Source organism: Pseudomonas sp. 67(2021), assembly GCF_017491835.1.
GTDB classification, from domain to species: domain Bacteria; phylum Pseudomonadota; class Gammaproteobacteria; order Pseudomonadales; family Pseudomonadaceae; genus Aquipseudomonas; species Aquipseudomonas atacamensis.
In genome coordinates this window covers 40,250-56,132 of sequence record NZ_JAFGYL010000006.1, presented here as the reverse complement: position 1 = coordinate 56,132, position 15,883 = coordinate 40,250, and the positions used below count along the sequence as shown (strand labels likewise).

The window sequence follows — 15,883 nt, the reverse complement described above, 5'->3', positions numbered from 1 at the left end:
CTCGCGAAAGCGGACTGTCAGTCAAAGACGAACTGACTGATACACCGCCTTCGCGAGCAGGCTCGCTCCCACATTTGATTTGTGTACACCTGAAACTCCCGTTGGACTGTCCATGAACCTCTCCCGCCTCGCCCTGCCCTTCCTCCTGCTGCCAACCGCCAGCGCCCTTGCCGATACATTCGAACGCGATCAGGCGCTGAAGCTGCCGGACACGCTGATCAGCGCCAATCGTCAGGTCGAGGCGCGCAACGACAGCAGCGCCGCCAACACCGTGTTCACCCGCGAAGACATCGATCGCCTGCAACCCAGCGACGTGCCCGATCTGCTGCGGCGCGTGCCTGGCGTGCAAGTGGCGCAGACCGGCGGGCGCGGCAGTCTGCCGGGGGTCTACATTCGCGGCACGCAATCGGCGCAGAGCCTGGTGCTGGTCGATGGCCAGCGCATCGGTAACTCGACTTCCGGCGACAGCAACCTGCAACATCTGAACATCGAGCAGATCGAGCGCGTCGAAGTGCTGCGCGGTTCACGCTCGGTGATTTACGGCAGCGACGCGATTGGCGGGGTGATCCAGATCTTCACCCGACGCGGCACCGAGCAAGGCTTGCAGCCACGCCTGCATCTGGGCTTCGGCAGTCAGCAGACCTGGGAACGCAGCCTCGGCTTGTCCGGCGGCGACGACAAAACCCGCTTCAACCTCGGCGCCAGCCTCGACGAAACGGCCGGGATCGACCGTACCCACGAGTCGTATCCAAGCGACAGCGACCATGACGCCTACCGCAACAAATCCCTGAGCCTGAGCCTCAGCCACGCGCTGACCGATGACGTCGAAGTCGGCGCCAATCTGCTGGATAACCGTGGCAGGGGCGAATTCGACAATCCGTTCGGCCGCTTCGACATGGACACTTTCGAGTCGGTGCAACAGCAGCCCTACAGCGACTTCAATGTCAGCAGCATCAGCAGTTATGTCGATGCGCGGGTCAACGAAACCTGGAAAACCCGCATCGAATTCGGCCACAGCGAAAACCGCGAAAAGACCTTCGACAAGCTCAGCGACGAGCGCACGGTGTTCAACACCTATCGCGACTCGGTGAACTGGCAGAACGACCTGACGCTGGACGCGCGCAACAGCCTTATCCTCGGCGGCGACTGGTACGAAGACCGGGTCAACAGCAGCACTGCGTTTGAGGAGGACAGCCGCTGGAATCGCGCCGCGTTCATCCAGCATCGCTATCAGGCCGACAGTTTCTCCACCGAGTTCGGCCTGCGCCACGACGACAACCAGCAGTTCGGCAGCCAAAACACCTGGAGCGGCACTTTCACCCTGCCGCTGAACCCGGACAACGACGTGCTGCTGAGCTACAGCGAAGGGTTCCGTGCGCCGACCTTCAACGACCTGTACTACCCGGATTTCAGCAATCCCGACCTGAAACCGGAAACTTCGAAAAGCTACGAACTGCAATGGCGCAGCCAGTTGAGCGACAGCGCGCGGCTGGAAGCCTCGATTTACCGCACCGACCTGGAAGACGCGATCATCTTCGGCAGCAACTCCCGCCCGCAGAACGTTGCGTCAGCGCGGATCAATGGTTTTGAAGCAGCACTGAAACAGGAGCTGTTTGGCTGGCAGAGCAATCTTGGCGTGGCAATCATTGATCCGCGTGATCGCGATACCGGGCATACGCTGGCGCGACGGGCGCGGCGCACGGCCAGTTGGGATCTGGATCGGCAGTTTGATCGCTTGGGACTCGGCGCCAGTTGGCAATTGGTCAGCGGCAGTTACGACGACTTGAACAACACCCAGTCGCTGGGTGGCTACGGCACGCTCGGGCTGCGCAGCAGTTGGGCGCTGAACCGTGAGATCAAGCTGGATCTGAAGGTGGATAACCTGCTGGACAAGGGCTACAGCCGGGCGAATTACAGCTATGAAGGCGCGCAGTATGGCTATCGTGAGGAAGGTCGGGCGTGGATGTTTGGGGTGACATGGACCCCTGAACTCTGAACTGAGATTTGTGTTGGTTGGCAGGCCTCTTCGCGAGCAGGCTCGCTCCCACAGTAGACTGAGTGCGGCCACACAGTTTGTTTTCAACGCAAATCCAGTGTGGGAGCGAGCCTGCTCGCGAATACAGGCGATGCGGTCTACCGATCCGGCGCGATCAATTGGCAGAGTTTGGCGGTCGCACTGATCATCTGACCACTGGGCCTTTCCAGACCTTTGTCACTGACCAGCAACAACCGCCCCTGCCTGACCGCCGCCACCTGCGGCCAGGTCTTCCACGCCCCTAGCTGCGCCTGATCACCGGCGACAATCACTTCCGGATCACGCTGCAATACCGCCTCGATACTCACCTGCGGTGCCGGCAGATTCAGCTCGGCGAAGACATTGCGCGCGCCGCACACCTCAAGCGCATCGCTGATGATCTGCCCGCCACCGATGGTATACAGCGGTTTGTCCCAGACTTGATAAAACACCCGCAGCGGCACATCACGACGATAACGCTGACGAAGGTCATCCAGTTGTTTGCGCAATTCGGCCGCTCGTTTCGCCCCGCGTTCAGGACGCCCGAGCTGTTCGGCAATGGCTTCGATCTGCGCCGCGAGTTGCGCCAACGTATGCGGCTCGGCGACGAAGGTCGGAATGTTCAGGCGCTTGAGCTGATCACGCTGCCCCGCGCCGACGCTACCGGGCCAGAGCAGCAGCAAATCCGGTTTCAGGCTGAGCAAGCGCTCCATATCGAGCTGGCCGTAGCGGCCCACTGATGAAACATCCGCTATCGCCGCCGGCCGCTCGCCCGCATCCAGTACGCCGACCAGCAGGTCAGCGGAATCCAGTTCAACGACGATTTCAGACAGTGAGGGGGCGAGGCTGACCACACGCAGTGCGGCCAGCGCCGGGCTGCTCAGGGCGAGCAGCAGAACCGCCAGCCACAGGCGATGCATCAGCCGAGTTGACGCGGAATACGATAGAGGTAGAACAGCACGGCGGTGGACAGCGCCAGCAACATCAACGGCACGGCTTCGAGGCCGACGAATACCGCCAGTGCGCCAATCCAGGCCGGCAAGGACGCTACCAGCGACGCCGTACGCCGACGCGCCGCAAGGGCAATCCAGGCGGCGGGTTCTTCGGCGGTATCGAGGGCTTTTTGCGTGGCGATCAGGGCGTGTTTGTAGCGGGCGAAATACTTCAGGCTGACAAACATCGAGGCGACGCCGGCGATGAACAAAGGCATTGCCAGCACTGGCAGCAGGCCCTGGCCTTCACCGAACAGCGCGTTGAGCACGAACAGCGGCAACAGGGCCAGCGCCAGGTATTGCCACCAGGCCACCGACAACCGCCGCCGCACCTGGCCACGGGTCACGCGCGGTCAACCTCGCCCTGATGCTCGTTGCCCATCATGTGGTCGAGCTTGCTGGCCTTGGTCGCCAGATAGAGTTTGTTGTGCGGATTGTGCCCGGTGTGCAGCGGCACGCGCTCGGCGACGACGATGCCCATGTCGGTCAGCGCTTTGACCTTGCGCGGGTTGTTGGTCATCAGGCGCAGGGATTTCACGCCCAGATGCTCAAGCATCGGCAGGCACATGGCGTAGTCGCGCTGATCGGCGGCAAAGCCCAGACGCTCGTTGGCTTCCACGGTGTCGGCGCCGCCGTCCTGCAATTCATAGGCGCGGATCTTGTTCAGCAGCCCGATGCCGCGCCCTTCCTGACGCAGATACAGCAGCACGCCGCGGCCTTCGCGGGCGATCGCCTGCAACGCGGCTTCCAGTTGCGAGCCGCAGTCGCAACGCTGGCTGAACAAGGCATCGCCGGTCAGGCATTCGGAATGCAGGCGACCGAGTACCGGGGCGCCATCGGCAATTTCACCGAGGCTCAGCACGACGTGCTCACGCCCGGTGCTCTCATCTAGAAAGCCGTGCATGGTGAATTGCGCAAAAGGCGTTGGCAGCTTGGAAGCGGCGACGAAGACGACAGGCACCGATGTGCTCCTGATCTAGAAGACTGAAAATTCGCAGGCGGGCATTGTAACAGCAGGTTCCTGTGGACGCTTAGGCTGAATTATCGGGCATAACCATCAAAAAGTTTGATGACAGTTGCCATGCGCTCCCACAGGACATTGTGATCATTTTGGATCAAACGGATACGGCTGCTGCCACTTCTCGAAGACCGGCTTCAACTCTCCGCTCTTGACCAGCTCCGCCATGCGCCGGTCATACAGCGCCATCAACGCGCGAGCCTGTGGGGTATCGGCGAAACCGAGAAACAGCGGCAACTCAGCCAGATGCGAATAGCGATACTGCGCTGGATCCGCGGCATCGCGCACGACCGCTTCAATCTCGGTCAGCGCATCGATGTAGTAATCCGCCCGGCCCTGCTTGAGCATCAGCAGAATGCCGGTACGTCGTTCGATCTGGTTGAAGCGCTGGATGTTCGGCAAGTAGTTTTCGTAGCGGTAGCCGCGCACCCAGGCCAACCGATATTTGCCCAAGGTCGCCTGGGTCGGCGGGGGGCTGCTCGCCAGGCCCAGCGCGTAGATGTGATCAGAATCGAACTTCGATTGCGGGTACAGCACGTGCTCGGCTTCGTCGCGGTAGGAGCCGACCAGCGCGTCGACTTCCTTCAACTGCACCAGCCCGATCGAACGGGTGTACGGCACCGTGCGGATGTCCAGCTTGACCCCGGCCGGCTCGAACACTTTGCGCAACACGTCCCAGGCCAGACCGTGGCCGTCGGCGGCGGTGTAATCCTCCCAGTCTTCGCTGGCCAGATGGATCACCGCAGGCACAGGCGCGGCGGCCTGCGCATGGGCGAACGTGCCCAGCAGAGCCAGAAGCAGCAGCGCCAACCCGCGTCGCAGCATTGCGTGTTTCCTCACGTGAGTCGAATCAGGCGAATACCCAGACCAGCCCTTGCATCGCCAGCCAGGCGAACACACCGGCCAGCACGTCGTCGAGCATGATGCCGACGCCGCCATGCACGTGCTTGTCGATCCAGCGGATCGGCCACGGCTTGAGAATATCGAAGAAGCGGAACACCAGAAAACCCGCGAGCAACCAGTACCAGCCTTCCGGCACCAGCCACAGGGTGATCCACATGCCGACCATTTCATCCCAGACGATGCCTTCGTGGTCGTGCACGCGCAAATCGTCAGCGACTTTGCCGCACAGCCAGAAGCCGAACAGCATGGTGATGCCAAGCATCAGCCAGTAGCCCCAGTCGGGCAGCATCTGCCACAGCGGAATGAACGGCAGCGCCACCAGCGAGCCCCACGTGCCCGGCGCTTTTGGCAAGGTACCGGAGCCGAAGCCGAACGCGAGGAAATGCCACGGATTGCGCCAGACCGAAGGAGGCACGAATTCGGCAGGGACCTGTTTCGGGTGATCTGTCACGGTGTCTCCTGAAAATGTTGGTAGCCGCGAATCTGCGGAGTGATGTCGCGCCCGTCGCGGTCCAGCAGCAGCACGCCTTGGCCCGGCAGCACTCGCCCGATCACATGAATCGGCCAGCCATCGGCCAGCAGTGCCGGCAACTCGGCGGACGGCAAGGTGAACGCCAGTACGTAATCATCACCTCCGCTCAATGCCGCGCGCTCGGCACCGCGCTGGCCGAGAAACGCGACTAAAGCATCCGACAACGGTACACGCTCGCGTTCAATCTCAAGTCGCACCTTCGACGCCAGCGCGATATGCCCGCAATCGGCGAGCAGGCCGTCGGAGATATCCAGCGCCGCCGTGGCCTTGCCGCGCAGGGCCTGACCGAGGGCCAGTTGCGGCTGTGGCGACCAGTAATGCTCGAGCAGCGGCTGGGCGATATGCGCTTCGGCATCACGTTGGGCCAATACCAGCGGCAAGGCGCCGGCGGCATTGCCCAGTTCGCCACCGACGCAGAGCAGATCACCGGCCTGCGCACCGCTGCGGGTCAAGGCCTGGCCAGCGGGTACGCGGCCGAACACGGTGACCGTCAGGCTCAACGGCCCGCGCGTGGTGTCGCCGCCGATCAGTGCGACGCCGCAGCTTTGCGCCATGCGGTTCAAACCCCGGGCATAGGCTTGCAGCCAGTCGGCGGTTACCGTCGGTAAGGTCAGGGCAAGGGTAAAGGCAACGGGCGCGGCGCCCATGGCGGCCAGGTCACTGACCGCGACGGCCAGCGAGCGCTGGCCGAGCAGAAACGGATCGCAGGGGTCGGCGAAATGCACACCGGCCACCAGCGTATCGGTAGAAACCGCCAGCTGTTCCCCAGCGGGAACCGCCAGCAAGGCGCAGTCGTCGCCGATCCCCAGAGCAACGCCTTCGCCGCCCTGCGCACAAGGCGCGGCGGCGAAAAAATTGCGGATCAGCTCAAACTCGCCCATGGCCGAGAAAAAGTATTCAAGCGCCGATCAGCGCTTGAACGCCTTCACTTCAGCTTCACGCAGGCGCGGGGCCAGCTTGTCGAGCACGCCGTTGACGAACTTGTGGCCGTCGGTCGAACCGAACACCTTGGCCAGCTCGATACCTTCGTTGATCACAACGCGGTATGGCACGTCGACGCGCTTGAGCAATTCCCAGGTCGACAGGCGCAGAACCGCCAGTTCAACCGGGTCCAGCTCTTCGATCGCCAGATCCAGGCAAGGCGTCAGGGCAGTGTCGATTTCGGTCTTGAACTGCGGAACCCCGTGAAGGATTTCACGGAAGTAGGCGCCGTCGACATCGGTGAAATCGTTATCAACGCGAAACTGCGCTTCGATCTCGTTCAGCGATTGCCGGGCCATGTGCCACTGGTACAGCGCCTGGGTCGCGAGCTGACGGGCTTCGCGACGCTTGGCGCTCTTCGACGGCTTGCCGGCATCCGCAGGTTTCGGATCGCGCGGGTTGAAACGATCGCTTTCGTCGCTAATCACTTGGCCTCCAACTGCGCCAGCAGGCTGACCATTTCCAGAGCGGACAGGGCAGCTTCGGCACCTTTGTTACCGGCCTTGGTGCCGGAACGTTCGATGGCTTGCTCGATGGAATCGACGGTCAGCACGCCGAACGCGACCGGTACGCCGAATTCCATGGAGACCTGGGCCAGGCCTTTGGTGCACTCGCCAGCTACGTATTCGAAGTGCGGAGTACCGCCACGAATGACCGCGCCAAGGGCGATGATCGCTGCGAACTCGCCTTTCTGGGCGACTTTCTGCGCAACCAGCGGGATTTCGAAGGCGCCCGGCGCGCGGATGATGGTGATGTCGCTTTCGCTCACGCCGTGGCGAACCAGGGCATCAACGGCACCGCTGACCAGGCTTTCAACCACGAAGCTGTTGAAGCGGCCCACTACCAGAGCGTAGCGGCCTTTGGGGGCGATGAAGGTACCTTCGATGGTCTTCAGGGTCATTCGTCAGTTCTCTTAAAGAGCCGGGACGCGTCTGCTACGCGCCCCTCAGTGATTATTTGCCGCGAATTGGAGTCCGGAAACAGCCGGTCATTATTCGGAGGGCACGTATTCTACAACTTCCAGATCGAAACCGGATATCGCATTGAATTTCATTGGTGCCGACATCAAGCGCATTTTGCGCACGCCGAGGTCACGCAGGATCTGCGAACCGGCCCCGACGATGCTGTAGGTGGTCGGTTTTTTCGGCGTTGCCTGCTCACCGGTTTCACGGATATGCGCCAGCAGCACGTCGCCATCGAGCGGGTGACCGAGCAGCAGCACCACACCGCTGCCGGCCTCGGCGACCGCAGCCATGGCGGCGCGCAGGCTCCAGCGGCCCGGTTGCTTGACCATCAGCAGATCGCGCAGCGGGTCCATGTTGTGCACGCGAACCAGCGTCGGTTCTTCAGCGCAGACAGTGCCCAGCGTCAGGGCCATGTGCACGTCGCCTTCCACCGAATCACGATAGGTCACCAGGTTGAATTGGCCCAGTTCGCTGTCCAGCGGCTGCTCGGCAATCCGCTGAACGGTACGTTCGTGGATCATCCGGTAGTGGATCAGGTCGGCGATGGTGCCGATCTTGATGTTGTGTTCGGCGGCAAAGGCTTCGAGTTCAGCGCGACGGGACATGGTGCCGTCGTCGTTCATCACTTCGCAGATCACCCCGCTCGGCTCGAAACCGGCCATGCGCGCCAGGTCGCAAGCGGCTTCGGTGTGGCCGGCGCGAGCGAGAGTGCCGCCGGCCTGGGCCATCAGCGGGAAGATGTGGCCCGGGCTGACGATGTCTTCAGCCTTGGCGTCCTTGGCCGCAGCGGCCTGCACGGTGCGCGCGCGATCGGCGGCGGAGATGCCGGTGGTCACGCCTTCGGCGGCTTCGATCGAGACGGTGAACTTGGTGCCGAAACCGGAACCGTTGCGTGGTGCCATCAGCGGCAGCTTCAACAGTTCGCAGCGCTCGCGGCTCATCGGCATGCAGATCAGGCCACGGGCGTGCTTGGCCATGAAGTTGATGTGTTCGGCCTGGCAGCATTCGGCGGCCATGATCAGGTCGCCTTCGTTCTCGCGGTCTTCGTCATCCATGAGGATAACCATCTTGCCTTGGCGGATGTCTTCAACCAGTTCTTCGATGCTATTGAGCGCCACAAGGCACCCCCTTCTTTTGAATTATTTGAGGTAGCCGTTTTGGGCCAGAAAGCTTTCGGTGATGGTGCTGCCGGCGGTCTTCTCGGCGGCCTTGTCGCCCAGCAGCAGACGCTCCAGATAACGCGCCAGCAGGTCGACTTCCAGATTCACCCGGCGGCCCGGCTTGTATGAAGCCATGATGGTTTCGCTGAGGGTGTGCGGAATGATCGTCAGCATGAATTCGGCGCCATCGACTTCGTTCACGGTCAGGCTGGTGCCGTCGACGGTGATCGAGCCTTTGTGGGCGATGTACTTGGCCAGCTCTTTCGGCGCGCGGATGCGAAATTCCACGGCGCGGGCATTGTCGCTGCGCGATACCACTTCGCCGACACCATCGACGTGGCCGCTGACCAGATGCCCGCCGAGGCGAGTGGTCGGGGTCAGGGCTTTTTCCAGATTGACCGGGCTGCCGCTTTTCAAGTCATTCATGGCGGTGCAATCGAGGGTTTCGCGGCTGACGTCGGCGGCAAAGCCGTCGCCCGGCAACTCGACGGCGGTCAGGCAAACGCCGTTGACGGCGATGCTGTCGCCGAGTTTGACGTCACTCAGATCGAGCTTGCCGGTTGCGACGTGCACCCGCACATCACCGCCCTTTGGGGTCAGTGCGCGGATACTGCCGATGGATTCGATGATGCCGGTGAACATGGGGTTCTCCTTGAGAACGAGGCCAGCGCTAACGCGATGGCCGGGAATTATACGCGGGCTGCAGGGACAGGGATCGCAGTGACTCGCCAGTCATCGCCCACCGCGCGGATTTCAGTGATTTTCAGTTCCGGCGCATCTTTCATCTGCGCCAGCGGCCAGTCGAGCAGCGGACGCGCCGTGGAGCCGAGGAATTTGCCGGCAATGAAGATCACGAATTCGTCGACCAGCCCCAGTTGCGCAAAGGCGCCGGCCAGACGCGGCCCGGCCTCGACCAGCACCTCGTTGGTGCCACGGCTGGCCAGTTCGATAAGCAATTGATGCAGATCGACCTGGCCGTCGGCACCCGGCACGATCAGGCATTCCGGGCCATTGGCATATTGCTCCTCGACCGCGACACAGGTGGCGACCAGCGCCGGCCCGGCCTTGAAGAACGGCGCATCCAGCGGCACCCGCAGGCGGCCATCGATCAATACGCGCAATGGCGGGCGACTCATGGCCAGCGCAGTTTGCTCGCTGTCGAGACGGAGTTCGTCCGCGCGTACGGTCAAGCGTGCGCCATCGGCCAACACCGTGTCGGCGCCGGTCAGCACCACCGCCGCCTCAGCGCGCAAACGCTGCACCGCCGAACGCGCCGCCGGGCCGGTGATCCACTGGCTCTCGCCGCTTTCCATCGCCGTGCGCCCGTCGAGGCTCATGGCCAGCTTGACCCGCACGAATGGCAAGCCAAGTTCCATGCGTTTCAGAAAACCTTGATTGAGCTTGCGTGCTTCAGCCTCCAGCACACCACTTTCGGTGGCAATACCAGCCTCGGCCAGGCGCTGCAAACCGCGCCCGGCGACCTGCGGATTGGGATCACGCATCGCCGCCACGACCCGGGCAACGCCAGCGGTCACCAAGGCATCGGCACACGGCGGCGTGCGCCCGTGGTGGCTGCAAGGTTCGAGGGTCACATACGCCGTCGCGCCCCGGGCCTGCTCGCCAGCGGCGCGCAGGGCGTGGACTTCGGCATGGGGTTCGCCGGCGCGCTCATGCCAGCCTTCGCCGACAATCTGGCCGTCACGCACCACCACGCAACCGACTCGCGGATTGGGATGGGTGGTGTAGTGGCCCTTGCGCGCCAGTTCCAGCGCGCGGGCCATGAAATGCGCGTCGAGGATCGCCTGCTCGGCGGCGGTGGTCATTCTTTCACCGGTTCGCGGGCGAGGCGGTCGATCTCTTCGCGGAATTCATTGAGGTCCTGGAAGCGCTTGTACACCGAGGCAAAACGGATATAGGCGACTTCATCAAGCTTTTGCAGCTCGGCCATCACCAGCTCGCCGACCACGAGGGATTTGACCTCGCGTTCGCCGGTGGCGCGCAGCTTGTGCTTGATATGGACCAGAGAGGATTCGAGGCGCTCGACGCTGACCGGACGTTTCTCCAGCGCGCGTTGCATGCCGGCGCGGAGTTTTTCTTCGTCGAACGGTTGGCGGCTGCCGTCGGTTTTGATCAGGCGCGGCAACACCAGTTCGGCCGTCTCGAACGTCGTGAAACGTTCGCCGCAGGCCAGGCATTCACGCCGGCGGCGCACCTGTTCGCCCTCGGCGACCAGACGCGAGTCGATGACCTTGGTGTCGTTGGCACCGCAGAAGGGACAGTGCATGGTGGCTGGCAACAAAAAATGGGAGGGCCATGGTAGCGCATCCCCGTGGCAAGACAAGCCATAGGCTTTGCGGTATACAGAACGGCATGATCGTCTGATCCATGGAATTCATTCTGCCGGAGCCTCCAATGCCGTTACGTCCGCTCGTTCTGCTCAGTCTTTTCAGCCTGCTGGTGGCCTGTGGCAGCGACGCACCCAAGCCGCAACCGCCGACCCCAGGCCCCGCGCCGCAACAGGCGCAGAAAAAAGCCAAAGAGGCCGCCGAACTCGGTCCGCTGCCAGCCCATCAGCGCGAATTGAGCGGCACCCTGCAAGGCGTGCCGGCCGGCGCTGAGGTCGAACTGGCGCTGCTGGTGATCGATGAAAAGGATCGCCCGCAACAATTGCTCGCCAGTTCCAGCCTGATCGGCAACAACCAGATCCTGCCGTTTCATCTGCGCTTCAACCCCGAGGCGTTTCCGGCCGGCGCACGGGTTGAGCTGCGCGGTCGTGCCAGCCAGTCCGGGCAATTGATCCTGCACCTGCCGTCGCAGACCATCACTCAACCGACCACTCAGGCGTTGGGCCAGCTGCAATTCGTCAAAGCGCCATGACAGCACCGCTCGACCTGCAACAGGCCTTGGGGGAATTGCTCGGCGACGCCAGACTGAAAGCCTGTACGTTGCCGGGCACTGATTTGCAGCTGTGGTTGATCGATGGCGACAACATGGCCCGCGAATTCAGCCAGGAAGAAACCCAGCGCATCCTGCATGAACCGCCCTATTGGAGTTTTTGCTGGGCCAGCGGCTTGGCCGTGGCGCGTTATCTGGCACAGTTTCCCGACTGGGTGCGCGGCAAGCGCGTGCTGGATTTCGGCGCCGGTTCCGGGATCGCCGGCATCGCAGCGGTCAAGGCCGGAGCGCTGGAAGTGGTGGCCTGCGATCTCGATCCGTTGGCGATCGCCGCGTGCAAGGCGAACGCCGAGCTCAACGATGTGCAGATGAGTTATTCGCCGGATTTCTTTGCCGAGGCCGATCGCTTCGATCTGATTCTGGTGGCGGACGTGTTGTATGACCGGGCCAACCTGCCGCTGCTCGACGCGTTTCTCACTCGCGGCCGCGAGGCGCTGGTGGCGGATTCACGGGTGCGGGATTTTCGTCATCCGTTGTATGAGCGAATTGAAATGCTCGAGGCGATGACCTTGCCGGATCTGGCCGAGCCTGAGGAATTTCGGCATGTGAGCCTTTACCACGCCACCCGCGCATGATCGTTCCCACGCTCTGCGTGGGAATGCAGCCCGGGACGCTCCGCGTCCCTTCGTACGGCGTAACGCAGAGCGTCACCGGAGGCATTCCCACGCGGAGCATGGGAACGATCAGTGTTACAGCTTTCAGCAGCCCCTCGCGAAGCTTTATAGTGAGCCCATCCACGCTTTTACGAGATCCCCCATGAGTCAGCAAACGCCGTATATCTTCGACGCCACGACTGCCGATTTCGACCAGTCGGTGATCGAAGCCTCCTTCAACAAACCGGTGCTGGTGGATTTCTGGGCCGAATGGTGTGCGCCGTGCAAGGCGTTGATGCCGATGCTGCAGGGCATTGCCGAGAGCTATCAGGGCGAGTTGCTGCTGGCCAAGGTCAACTGCGACATCGAGCAGGACATCGTCGCCCGCTTCGGCATTCGCAGCCTGCCGACCGTGGTGCTGTTCAAGGACGGTCAGCCGGTCGATGGCTTTGCCGGGGCACAACCGGAATCCGCCGTGCGCGCCCTGCTGGAACCGCATGTGCAGATGCCGCCACCGGCCGCTGCCGACCCGTTCGAACAGGCCCAAGCGATGTTCGACGAAGGTCACTTCGCCGAGGCGGAAGCGGTGCTGGTGACCATTCTCAATGAAGACAATACCAACGCCAAAGCGCTGATCCTTTACGCACGCTGCCTGACCGAACGCGGTGAGCTGGGCGAAGCGCAAACCGTGCTCGACGCGGTCAAGAGCGATGAGCACAAAGCCGCACTCGCCGGGGCCAAGGCGCAGATCCAGTTCCTCGGCCTCGCCCGCGACCTGCCGGACGCCGCCGACCTGAAAAGCCGCCTGGCGCAAAATCCACAGGACGATGAAGCGGTGTACCAACTGGCGATCCAGCAACTGGCGCGCCAGCAATACGAAGCGGCGCTGGACGCCCTGCTGAAGCTATTCATCCGCAACCGCAGCTACGGCGAAGGCTTGCCGCACAAGACCTTGCTGCAGGTGTTCGAACTGCTGGGCAATGATCATCCGTTGGTGACGGCTTACCGTCGCAAAGTGTTTGCGGCGCTGTATTAAGGCCTCACCCGATCCAGCTATAGAGCGGCGTATCCCCGCCGCTCGCCACTTTCACATCGGAACTATGGCGCAGACGCACGAGCAGACGCTTGCCCGCTACCGCACTGCCGGTGAGCGCCTCCAACTGATCGAGCAGATCCGGCCCGCTAAGTTGCCCGGCGTTGCGCAGCAAGTCTTTGGCCACCTGCCACAGCGCATCGTCCTGATTCACCGGCTTCGCCGCCGGGGCCGACGCCACTGCCTCAGACTGCACGACCGGCGCCTGCCCGCTCAGCGCCGAACCCAGCCTCGCCCAATCGCTGTCATCCAGCTCCACCGTCAAATCCACCGGCACCTCGCCGACCGTTCCGCGTATCCGCAACATCGAGTTCGCTCCTGCATTTTTCTGACCTGCATGCTCCCACGGGACTTGTGCAACGCCAAGTAAAGGGCGCCAAACACATCTGGTAATTACCGGTTAATCGGCTAAATTAATCTCTTTTTGCGGGAAGGATTCCCAATGTCTTCAGGACGAAAACTGGCCTCTAAAGGAGGCCCGACCTCTACAGGTGGCGTGATACTTGAAGGAAATGAGAACCTCAATATCGAAGGAAGAATAATCGCTTCCATTGGACAACTCGCCAGTTGTCCGGTCTGTGGGCCTGGCAAAGGCCCCATCGTAGCAGTGGGTGAAAGAACGCTGATTTTACCTGCCGGACCAGCTGCGCTAGAGGGTGACTACGTCGCCTGCGGTTGTCCGCCTATGACCAATAAGCTGCTCACTCAGCAACACAGTGGTTTCGCAGGAATTGGCCGGCCCGCTCCAATTGACATGGGGCCACCGATTGCTGCCCTGACCTCTTATCGCTACTTGCAGGTCATCATCGAACGCCTTGATGACACGGAAAAGCCAGGTTGGGCTTACAAAATCAAGGACAAGGCGAAGGTTGCCGTTTTACAAGACAGCACTTGCAACCTCACAGGCGAAGGCTGCGAACACCCGGTAAAAAACGCTTCGGATTACGACACCCTGTTGGTAGGGGAAGATTCCGAATGGACTTTCTATGCCTATGAAGAGCCCCTGACACAGGATTTGTCATGAAATCGGAAATCAAACTCATCTTTAAAGACTTTCTGATGCAGCCACCGCCAGGCGTAAAATTTCAGCTGCTTATCGACGGTCAGGTCGTAGATGACAACATCGTTCAAAACGATGACAGGCCTCGCATTTATTCATTGATATCCAAAAACGGCCAGATCGCTATAACGCTCGCGGGCAAGGAACTACCGTCGATCAAAACCCGAGACACCCACGAAGTGACGGTTCAGATTGTGGGGAACTCCGGTACAAAAAAAGGTATGCACACTGCTACGTTGAATCCAGGGAAGTCTCTTTCGATCGTAGCGATATCACCGTGGGTAAAAGTCCCGCTAACGACCAGCGGCGCTGTCTCGAACGACGCGTTCTACGAAGTCGAATATGGTGTGAAACGTACAAATGAAACCCGAACGGTGAAAGTCGTCATTCAGGACATGCCGCGCAGGATACTGATGGAGGCGCTGTCACACCGGGGATCAACACAGTGGGCAGGGAATAAAAGCAAAAAGTCGCTGCCACACCCTACTCTCAGGCAGAGCGTGGAATTTCCACCAAACACAAATAAATGCAATCTGTTCGTCTACGACGTGCTGACCGCAATTGGGGTCAACGTGGCGTTGATTGAACATGGCAAATCGAAATACCTGCCATATTTCTCCAAGGTTAGTCCTCCGCTTGCGGGTGAATGGGCGAATGGACAACGATTGCTCAATAGCTGGAAAGTCGAGCGCACGCCGTTGCCCGGGGACGTCGGCGCTTACGCAATGAATTATTCCGACGCCAGCGGCCATGTCGGCTTCGTTCTAACGAAGGGCGTATGCATTTCTGCAGGGTGGGAAAAAGTTGAAGTTAACGACGCAGGTTTTCGCCATGCGACCGGTAATGCAAATCCCAGCGACCATGACTTCACTATTTTCCGACGCTATAAACACAGCACGCCACAATGAAACGCCCTTATTCGCTCCTCCTCATAATTCCGTTTTTGCTCATCGTGGCATGGCGCATCTGGTTGCCTGCCGATCTTTCGGCTTGTCCCGCTGACGGGGAAACTGCAGGTCCACTGACCCTTGTTATTCGTGATTACTTTGAGCGCAATAACCGGACCGACTGGCGAGACATGGATGATCGTTTCGACATACTTTCAACCCCCGAAGGCCAGAGCATAGCGAGTCAACCGAACTCACACACTTGCGAAGCATTGCGGGTACTGCAGAGTCCGGCGTTCAGTCAGAGTGAAAAAATCTTCACCATGGCACTTATGTTCAGACTGCCAATCGACCAGTACATGGCCCTGATGGATCGCAGTCATCAACTCTACACGCAGGGCAAAATGGATAAGGAGGTGCTGACTCTGGTGGTATTTCCGCGCGGAACAGCCATCAACTACTGGTGGCTTCCGGCTTGGCGACAGCGTTTCAGTCGCGATGCGCCGAGCGTGCTCGACGCAAATCTGATCAACGATGTTCTTTCGGGACACTATTGGTTCGACTATCCCGGCGCAGGCTTCTGATTCTGCAAGCATGACATCCAATCCCAGCACCGCCCGCGAACTCATCCCGGGCGGTGCTTAGCCATGTCTTGCGCAATCTCAAGCGCACGGGCACACTCTGCGCACTTTCGTTATAAGATTACATAACAAACTTTTCATTTTTCTCG

20 protein-coding genes are annotated in these 15,883 nt (G+C 61.0%); 7 read left to right on the top strand and 13 right to left on the bottom strand.

The genetic code is table 11. The features are described from left to right. Positions 1-112: 112 nt before the first annotated feature. Positions 113-1,996, top strand: a complete 1,884-nt coding sequence (locus J5M66_RS10200) for a TonB-dependent receptor (RefSeq protein WP_207808233.1) — start codon at positions 113-115, stop codon at positions 1,994-1,996. A 137-nt stretch (positions 1,997-2,133) separates the two neighbouring features. Here the strand turns inward: J5M66_RS10200 and J5M66_RS10195 are convergent, their stop codons facing one another. The 12 genes from J5M66_RS10195 to nrdR all read right to left on the bottom strand — a co-directional run bounded on the left by J5M66_RS10195 (position 2,134) and on the right by nrdR (position 10,849). After that, positions 2,134-2,934: a cobalamin-binding protein gene (locus J5M66_RS10195; protein WP_207808234.1), complete on the bottom strand. Its 801-nt coding sequence runs from the start codon at positions 2,932-2,934 to the stop codon at positions 2,134-2,136. Then, positions 2,934-3,353 carry an MFS transporter gene (locus J5M66_RS10190; RefSeq protein ID WP_123443251.1) on the bottom strand — a complete coding sequence of 140 codons (420 nt, stop codon included), beginning with the start codon at positions 3,351-3,353 and terminating at the stop codon, positions 2,934-2,936. The genes J5M66_RS10195 and J5M66_RS10190 overlap by 1 nt, the downstream gene beginning before the upstream one ends. Next, on the bottom strand, positions 3,350-3,967 hold the full coding sequence (ribA, locus tag J5M66_RS10185; RefSeq protein ID WP_024014485.1) for a GTP cyclohydrolase II: 618 nt from the start codon (positions 3,965-3,967) through the stop codon (positions 3,350-3,352). Before ribA ends, J5M66_RS10190 begins: the two co-directional genes overlap by 4 nt. 144 nt (positions 3,968-4,111) lie before the next feature. Then, positions 4,112-4,849 carry a transporter substrate-binding domain-containing protein gene (locus tag J5M66_RS10180; protein WP_123443250.1) on the bottom strand — a complete coding sequence of 246 codons (738 nt, stop codon included), beginning with the start codon at positions 4,847-4,849 and terminating at the stop codon, positions 4,112-4,114. A gap of 25 nt (positions 4,850-4,874) precedes the next feature. Beyond that, the gene (locus J5M66_RS10175; protein ID WP_039761886.1) at positions 4,875-5,378 is read right to left on the bottom strand and encodes a phosphatidylglycerophosphatase A; all 504 of its coding nucleotides are present in this window, start codon (positions 5,376-5,378) and stop codon (positions 4,875-4,877) included. Next, positions 5,375-6,340: a thiamine-phosphate kinase gene (thiL, locus tag J5M66_RS10170; RefSeq protein ID WP_123443249.1), complete on the bottom strand. Its 966-nt coding sequence runs from the start codon at positions 6,338-6,340 to the stop codon at positions 5,375-5,377. The genes J5M66_RS10175 and thiL overlap by 4 nt, the downstream gene beginning before the upstream one ends. Positions 6,341-6,367: 27 nt before the next feature. After that, positions 6,368-6,868 carry a transcription antitermination factor NusB gene (nusB, locus tag J5M66_RS10165; RefSeq protein WP_024014489.1) on the bottom strand — a complete coding sequence of 167 codons (501 nt, stop codon included), beginning with the start codon at positions 6,866-6,868 and terminating at the stop codon, positions 6,368-6,370. Continuing rightward, complete coding sequence (gene ribE / locus J5M66_RS10160; protein WP_003228649.1) at positions 6,865-7,341, bottom strand: 6,7-dimethyl-8-ribityllumazine synthase; 477 nt, start codon at positions 7,339-7,341, stop codon at positions 6,865-6,867. The genes nusB and ribE overlap by 4 nt, the downstream gene beginning before the upstream one ends. Before the next feature lie 90 nt (positions 7,342-7,431). Then, a complete protein-coding gene (gene ribBA / locus J5M66_RS10155) occupies positions 7,432-8,523 on the bottom strand; it encodes a bifunctional 3,4-dihydroxy-2-butanone-4-phosphate synthase/GTP cyclohydrolase II (RefSeq protein ID WP_024014490.1) in 1,092 nt (363 codons plus the stop codon). Positions 8,524-8,544: 21 nt separating this feature from the next. Next, positions 8,545-9,207, bottom strand: coding sequence for a riboflavin synthase (locus J5M66_RS10150; protein ID WP_016772981.1), 663 nt, complete (start codon positions 9,205-9,207; stop codon positions 8,545-8,547). Positions 9,208-9,254: 47 nt separating this feature from the next. Further along, positions 9,255-10,388, bottom strand: a complete 1,134-nt coding sequence (gene ribD / locus J5M66_RS10145; RefSeq protein WP_123443248.1) for a bifunctional diaminohydroxyphosphoribosylaminopyrimidine deaminase/5-amino-6-(5-phosphoribosylamino)uracil reductase RibD — start codon at positions 10,386-10,388, stop codon at positions 9,255-9,257. Continuing rightward, entirely contained in the window at positions 10,385-10,849 is a 465-nt protein-coding gene (gene nrdR, locus J5M66_RS10140) for a transcriptional regulator NrdR (protein ID WP_007910946.1), read from the bottom strand. The genes ribD and nrdR overlap by 4 nt, the downstream gene beginning before the upstream one ends. 128 nt (positions 10,850-10,977) lie before the next feature. On the opposite strand from nrdR, the gene J5M66_RS10135 reads away from it, so the two are divergent. The 3 genes from J5M66_RS10135 (at position 10,978) to trxA (ending at position 13,149) form a co-directional block, all read left to right on the top strand. Further along, a complete protein-coding gene (locus tag J5M66_RS10135; protein WP_042610623.1) occupies positions 10,978-11,442 on the top strand; it encodes a YbaY family lipoprotein in 465 nt (154 codons plus the stop codon). Beyond that, a complete protein-coding gene (locus J5M66_RS10130; RefSeq protein WP_123443247.1) occupies positions 11,439-12,095 on the top strand; it encodes a 50S ribosomal protein L11 methyltransferase in 657 nt (218 codons plus the stop codon). The genes J5M66_RS10135 and J5M66_RS10130 overlap by 4 nt, the downstream gene beginning before the upstream one ends. 181 nt (positions 12,096-12,276) lie before the next feature. Beyond that, the gene (trxA, locus tag J5M66_RS10125) at positions 12,277-13,149 is read left to right on the top strand and encodes a thioredoxin (protein WP_016772977.1); all 873 of its coding nucleotides are present in this window, start codon (positions 12,277-12,279) and stop codon (positions 13,147-13,149) included. A gap of 4 nt (positions 13,150-13,153) precedes the next feature. Here trxA and J5M66_RS10120 read toward each other — a convergent pair whose 3' ends face one another. Further along, positions 13,154-13,513: a hypothetical protein gene (locus tag J5M66_RS10120; RefSeq protein ID WP_016772976.1), complete on the bottom strand. Its 360-nt coding sequence runs from the start codon at positions 13,511-13,513 to the stop codon at positions 13,154-13,156. A 135-nt stretch (positions 13,514-13,648) separates the two neighbouring features. Between J5M66_RS10120 and J5M66_RS26945 the strand changes: the two genes are divergently transcribed. The 3 genes from J5M66_RS26945 to J5M66_RS10100 are packed head-to-tail and all read left to right on the top strand — an operon-like array spanning position 13,649 to position 15,737. Next, positions 13,649-14,230: a PAAR domain-containing protein gene (locus J5M66_RS26945; RefSeq protein ID WP_225914395.1), complete on the top strand. Its 582-nt coding sequence runs from the start codon at positions 13,649-13,651 to the stop codon at positions 14,228-14,230. Next, entirely contained in the window at positions 14,227-15,174 is a 948-nt protein-coding gene (locus J5M66_RS10105) for a CHAP domain-containing protein (RefSeq protein WP_056790741.1), read from the top strand. Before J5M66_RS26945 ends, J5M66_RS10105 begins: the two co-directional genes overlap by 4 nt. Beyond that, entirely contained in the window at positions 15,171-15,737 is a 567-nt protein-coding gene (locus tag J5M66_RS10100; protein ID WP_038860944.1) for a hypothetical protein, read from the top strand. Before J5M66_RS10105 ends, J5M66_RS10100 begins: the two co-directional genes overlap by 4 nt. Positions 15,738-15,883 lie beyond the last annotated feature (146 nt).